Annotated in this window: 4 protein-coding genes; 2 read left to right on the plus strand and 2 right to left on the minus strand. The window is 44.1% G+C overall.

Annotated features, from left to right (window positions below):
- Nucleotides 1-239 precede the first annotated feature (239 nt).
- Both groL and IQ242_RS13165 read left to right on the plus strand, forming a co-directional pair.
- A complete protein-coding gene (gene groL, locus IQ242_RS13160; protein ID WP_193960275.1) occupies nucleotides 240-1,913 on the plus strand; it encodes a chaperonin GroEL in 1,674 nt (557 codons plus the stop codon).
- Nucleotides 1,914-2,103: 190 nt separating this feature from the next.
- Nucleotides 2,104-3,993, plus strand: coding sequence for an ABC-F family ATP-binding cassette domain-containing protein (locus IQ242_RS13165; protein WP_193960276.1), 1,890 nt, complete (start codon nucleotides 2,104-2,106; stop codon nucleotides 3,991-3,993).
- 29 nt (nucleotides 3,994-4,022) lie between these two features.
- Here the strand turns inward: IQ242_RS13165 and IQ242_RS13170 are convergent, their stop codons facing one another.
- On the minus strand, nucleotides 4,023-4,493 hold the full coding sequence (locus tag IQ242_RS13170) for a hypothetical protein (RefSeq protein ID WP_193960277.1): 471 nt from the start codon (nucleotides 4,491-4,493) through the stop codon (nucleotides 4,023-4,025).
- A 736-nt stretch (nucleotides 4,494-5,229) separates the two neighbouring features.
- Nucleotides 5,230-6,704 (minus strand): calcium-binding protein (locus tag IQ242_RS13175; protein WP_193960278.1); only part of this gene is annotated, 1,475 nt, incomplete at its 5' end.

Raw genomic sequence — 6,704 nt, forward strand, 5'->3', positions numbered from 1 at the left:
AAATGTGTCTAACAGACAGAGCTTGGATTGAGTGATAAAACCGAAAGTAACACCCAATTTTAGGAGAAAGTTTCCCCTGAAAAATCCCAAATTAGTAGATTTACAAAAATGAGATGCACCCCATAACACCCTGATCTCCTCAACATCGTTATCTCCTCAATGACCGCAGCCGCATCTTAGCACTCAAGCCCTAAGAGTGCTAAATTAACTATAAGGAGTCCTATCACAACAGCGATACCATGTCCAAAATCATTGCCTTCAAAGATGAATCCCGTCGCGCCCTAGAAAAAGGTGTCAACGCCTTGGCCGATGCGGTAAAAATCACCCTCGGTCCGAAAGGACGCAATGTCTTGTTAGAAAAGAAATACGGCGCCCCCCAGATCGTTAATGACGGCATCACCGTGGCCAAAGAAATCGAATTGTCCGATCCCCTCGAAAACACCGGGGCGAGATTAATTCAGGAAGTAGCGTCAAAAACCAAAGATTTAGCGGGCGATGGCACCACTACCGCCACCATCATCGCCCAGGCTTTAATTAAAGAAGGTCTGAAAAACGTTACCGCCGGGGCCAATCCCGTCGCCTTAAGACGCGGACTAGACAAAACCATCGCCTATCTAGTCGAAGAAATCGCCGCCGTCGCTAAACCGATCGCTGGAGATGCGATCGCTCAAGTGGCCACCGTTTCTTCCGGCAACGACGAAGAAGTGGGACAAATGATCGCCACCGCCATGGAAAAAGTCACTACCGATGGCGTAATCACCGTCGAAGAATCGAAATCCCTAACCACCGAATTAGAAGTAGTGGAAGGGATGCAGATCGATCGCGGTTATATCTCCCCCTATTTCATCACCGATCAGGAAAGACAGATCGTCGAGTACGACAACCCCCTGATCCTGATTACCGATAAAAAAATCAGTGCGATCGCTGAATTAGTCCCCGTCCTCGAAGCCGTTGCTCGTCAAGGTCGTCCCCTATTAATTATCGCCGAAGATGTGGACGGCGAAGCCTTAGCCACTCTAGTGGTCAACAAGGCCCGGGGTGTCCTAAATGTCGTCGCTATCAAAGCCCCCAGTTTTGGGGAACGTCGCAAGGCGGTTTTACAAGATATCGCCATCCTCACCGGCGGTCGTCTGATTTCCGAAGAAGTAGGCTTAAGTCTTGACACGGTTAGCCTCGATCTGCTGGGGCAAGCGGCAAAAATCACCCTAGAAAAAGACAATACAATTATTGTCGCCTCCGGAGACAGCCGCAATAAGGCCGATGTGCAGAAACGTCTCGCCCAACTGAAAAAACAGTTAGAAGAAACCGATTCCGAATTCGATCAGGAAAAATTACAGGAACGCATCGCTAAATTAGCCGGCGGTGTGGCCGTGATTAAAGTCGGGGCGGCCACAGAAACCGAACTCAAGGATCGCAAACTCCGCATCGAAGATGCCCTCAATGCCACCAAAGCTGCCGTGGAAGAAGGTATCGTCCCGGGCGGTGGTACAACCTTGATTCATCTGGCTTCTAAGGTGAAGGCTTTCAAAGCTTCTTTGACTAACGATGAGGAAAAAGTCGCCGCCGATATCGTCGCTAAAGCCCTAGAAGCACCCCTGCGTCAGTTGGCTAATAACGCCGGTGTGGAAGGGGATGTGATCGTGGAAGGTGTGCGCGATACCGCTTTTAGCGTTGGTTACAATGTCCTTACCGGCAAGTACGAAGACTTAATCGCCGCTGGAATTATCGATCCGGCTAAAGTGGTACGGTCAGCCGTTCAAAACGCCGCTTCTATCGCCGGTATGGTCTTAACTACGGAAGCCCTCGTGGTCGAAAAACCCGTTAAAGAAGCCGCAGCCGCCGATATGGGCGGCATGGGCGGCATGGGTGGCATGGGCGGCATGGGTGGCATGGGCGGCATGGGCATGATGTAATTTCTGATGCCGTCTGGCCCCTGAAAATAATCTCATGCAATTGAGCCAATCTGTCCCTTTTCTGGTTATCATCGGCATTAGGGACAGGTTTTTTTTCCTCGGGAAAAACTTTTTCAGCAGAACCTGCTTAATCTATCCTTTGCATTAGTCCAGACACTACACTAGAAAAGAAGGATTATTCCCAGAAATCATGACACTGCTGACGGTTCGATCGCTCAAAAAAGACTTCGGTATCAAGGAAATTCTCAAAGATGCCAGTTTTAGCCTCGATGATCGCGATAAAGTCGGCCTGATCGGTACGAATGGATCGGGAAAATCGACCCTATTGAAAATGATCGCCGGTTTAGAATCGATCGATGGTGGCGAAATTCAAATAAATTCGGGGATGAAAATCGTCTATTTACCCCAGCAACCCGATCTAGACGACGATAAAACGGTTTTAGAGCAGGTTTTCGCCGATAGTGGCGAAAGTATGACTTTAATCAAGGAATACGAGGAATTGTCCGATCGCCTTGTCCATGAGCCAGAAAATCTGGATACTATTATGGAAAGTTTGTCAAGGGTTTCGCAACAAATTGATAAACTTGCCGCCTGGGATTTAGAAACTAATGCTAAAGTTATTTTAAGTAAACTGGGCATCGATAATTTTAATGCTCGTGTGGGAGATTTATCGGGGGGATATCGCAAAAGAATCGCCATCGCTACCGCACTTTTAGCCGATCCTGACTGTTTATTGATGGATGAACCCACCAACCATCTAGACGCGCTTTCCGTGGAGTGGTTACAGAGTTATTTGTCCCGTTTTCGGGGAGGATTATTATTAATTACTCACGATCGCTATTTTCTCGATCGAGTGACTAATCGCATCATTGAAATCGATCGGGGAGACTTATCTACTTATGCCGGTAATTATGCCTATTATCTAGAAAAAAAAGCTTTAGCGGAAGAATCGATCGCCAGTAGTCAACGCAAACACGCGGGAGTTTTACGACGGGAATTAGAATGGTTATCCCGGGGACCAAAAGCACGCAGCACCAAACAAAAAGCGCGGATTGATCGCATTCAGGCAATGGGTAATAAGGAATTTAAACAGGTGGAGGGAAAAGTCGATATTGCCACCGCAGGAAGACGCATCGGCAAAAAAGTTATCGAAGTAGAAAAGATCTCGAAAGCTTACGGAGATCATACTTTAATTAAAGATTTTACCTATATTTTTACTCCCGAAGATCGCATCGGTGTTATTGGCAGTAATGGGGTAGGAAAATCTACTCTCATGGATATTATTACCGGGAAAATTCTCCCCGATTCAGGCACAGTTGACATCGGTTCCACTATTCATATTGGTTACTTCGATCAACAATCCGATGATCTCAATATCAACGAAAATCAAAGAGTGATCGAATATCTGAAAAGTGTGGCCGAATTAGTCAAAATCCTAGACGGTAGCGTCATCACCGCTTCCCAGATGTTAGAAAAATTTCTCTTTCCTCCCGATCAACAGTATGCACCAATTTATAAACTTTCTGGAGGAGAAAGACGACGCTTATTTTTACTACGAGTTTTGATGAGTGCACCTAATGTTTTAATCCTAGATGAACCCACCAATGATCTCGATGTGCAGACTTTAGCAATTTTAGAAGAATATTTAGAAGACTTTAACGGTTGTGTGATTGTCGTTTCCCATGATCGCTATTTTCTCGATCGAGTAGTTGATACTATTTTTGCCTTTGAAACCGGGGGTAATATCCGTCAATATCCGGGTAATTATTCCCTTTATCTCGATCAGAAAAAAGAGGAGGAGGAACCAAAAGAAAAAAAAGTCACCCCAAAAACTGTTAAAGCTTCTCCCTCACCCGTCAATAAGAAAATCTCTTTTAAAGAGAAAAAAGAATACGAAGATATCGAAAAACAAATACCAATTTTAGAAGCAAAAAAAGCCGAAATTGAAAAGGTACTTTATGGAGAACCCCTAGAAGATTTTACTAAAATAACCGCTCTGACCGAAGAATTAGCTCAATTAAGTCAAAAAATTGATAATTTAACCGATCGCTGGTTAGAATTAGCGGAAAAATTAGGCTAGGATGATCCCTATTTTCCCGATCAATTTAGTTAAAACTGAGTGATAATTTCTGGTGAATCATCCTCATCCATGACCAGATCTACCGACTCCACCCGCAAGAGTGCCAAATTATCGTTAACCACCCCTTGAAGATAGATTTCCCCCATCCCTTCACCCCCCAGATCGATCGAGCCGAAAACTTGACCGGTTTTGGTATTAAAATTAAACTGAAAATAATTAGCCGAGGAAATTCCCTCGCGGACATTATCGTATTTAGCGATCTCTTGACCAATGTTATCATAAAAAGATACCTGAAAATTTTCTAAAACTCGCATTTTTCCCGAACCTTTTTCCGAAAAGATAGTCGGGGCCGTTTTTTCATCATAACTAAAAGAACCTTTAGCTGTATAACCCTGATTTCCCAACCATTGAAAATCGAGCGTCACTGCTAAAACCCCCTGGGTATTCAGGTTAGCAACTAAAAGCCAAGCTAATAGTAAAATCAATATTATCTTTTTCATGAGTCGGTTATTTCGGTTACAGCAGTTATCCTAATGGTGAGGTACGAACAAAATCGGTAAAACCCTACACCCCACACCCTGCCACCAGGAAAAACCTTTTCAGCAGACCCTATTATAGCAAAAGGATTGCTACTTGCTTCCAATTAAGTAGGGAGGCACAATTATTTGTAGGATGGGTTAGCGGTAGCGTAACATAATCGGGAGTTGGGTTTCATGCTTCAACCCAACCTACGTTCATCTTATATTTAATTCCACCCACCTACTTAGTCACTGATAACTGATAACTGAATAGAGTTTGTCAGCGAAACGTTTTTTTGTCTTAAAGTCCAGAAAACGGGTTTCTCCGAGAAACCCGTTTTTTAGGTGAACTTCGGCAAAAAAGAAGCTTAAAAATGCTTCAAAATATTCTCTTAATGCTTCTTTCCAGGGTTCATCATAATATCATTTTTCAAAAGTGATGACAGACTTAGTTGATTATTCCAAAGCGCAATTCCGCTCTCGGACAGGAATTGCGCTTTTAGATGTTAGTCACGACTATTGAAAATTGGTATAATTGGCGGTTGTTTGGTTCATTTGAGTTGTCCGCTTACTCTTAGGGGTGAAGCGCGATAGCGTAACGCACCGATTTAATAATAGAGGTGGTGCGTTACGGCGGCTTGTTGATGCGTGTTTTTTTGACGGAATTGTTAGCCACCTAACGCACCCTACGCCTAAAATTAGTGGCTGTGTGACTAGGTTAATTTATCAGTGCAAAATCAGTCGCTATCAGGGTAGGAACAGTCAACAAACTGGCAAATTCAGAGCCACTTCCTAAGCCAGCAGCACTACCATTTTGATTGTAGTAGATGCTGCCACTGCTGTTACTGTAAACGATAAAAGCACTGCTAGTGGCAACTAAATCATCGTCAGCGACGCTGGCAAATTCAGCCGGTTGACTGAAGCCATTGCCGATGCTACTTTGTAAGGCGGTAAATATGGCTTTACTTAATACTATTTTATCACTACTTGGGGTGAAATCGCTGATGGCATCGATGCCTAAATTACTACTATTGAAGATAAAGTTATCGCTACCATTACCACCAGTAAGTAAATCATCGCCGGAACCACCAATTAAACTATCGTTTCCGTCTTGACCGGTTAATTGATCGTTGCCACCACCACCAGTTAGAGTATTATTAAGGCTATTCCCGGTTAGTCGGTCATTACCGCTATCGCTAATAATATTTTCGATGGTGTTATTGGCCGAAAAAGTCAATCTTAGATTATTGGTGACGACGGTTTGGTTTGTAGTAATCCCTAAGTTAACTCTTACTGCGGTATTTGTCCCGGTAAAGTCGAGGGTATCGATACCACCAGTAGTAGTTTCTTGGATGGTATCGCTTCCTAATGGGGTTGAAGCATTGAAACAGTAAATATCGTTACCATTAGCACCAGCGAGGATATTGTTACCGCTATTTCCGGTAATTTTATTGTCACTGGCGTTACCTGTACCGTTAATATTATTACTGCCAATTAGTCTGAGGTTTTCCACATTATTGGGTAAGGTTCGAGTAATGCTGCTTTGTAGGGTGTCAGTAATAATTACTTGTCCAATTGCTTCGTCGGGATTGATGGTGGCATTAACCGCATTTGACAGGGTTACTGTAAAGGCTTCATCAGGTTCATTGAGGTTATCATTGAGGATGGGAATGCTAATAGTAGCAGTGGAAGTATTCGCCGCAATGGTGAGGGTTCCTGTCTGGCTAGTGTAATCTACATTGGCGGTAGCATCAATGGGTGCAGTGGTATAGTTGACAGTAATTGGTTGTGGATTGGGGTTATTGACAGTAACGGTGAGGATGGCATTACTATTTTGACCTTCCACCACGGTGATGTCATTGATGGAGAGTTGCGAGGTGACAGTGCTATCGTCATCGGTAATTGTTCCCGTGGCTGCGTTAGGAGTACCTACTGTATAACCGCTCCCAGAAGCAAGGGTTAAAATAACAGTTTCGTTGGGTTCAACTGTGGTGTCAGCAGTGGGGTCAACAGTTACGGTAGCAGTCGCTGAACCAGCAGCAAAGGTGACTGTATTGGTAGTCCCAGTACGAGTGTAGTCGGTATTGAGAGTCGCTGTCCCTCCGAGGGTGTAATTGACTGTTAAAGCATTTGTTGTTACACCAGTACGGGTGAAGGTATAGACTAAGTTAGTTGTCCCATCTTCTGTCACAC

Origin of the sequence: Microcystis sp. LEGE 08355, assembly GCF_015207185.1 — a bacterium.
Classification (GTDB): domain Bacteria; phylum Cyanobacteriota; class Cyanobacteriia; order Cyanobacteriales; family Microcystaceae; genus Microcystis; species Microcystis panniformis.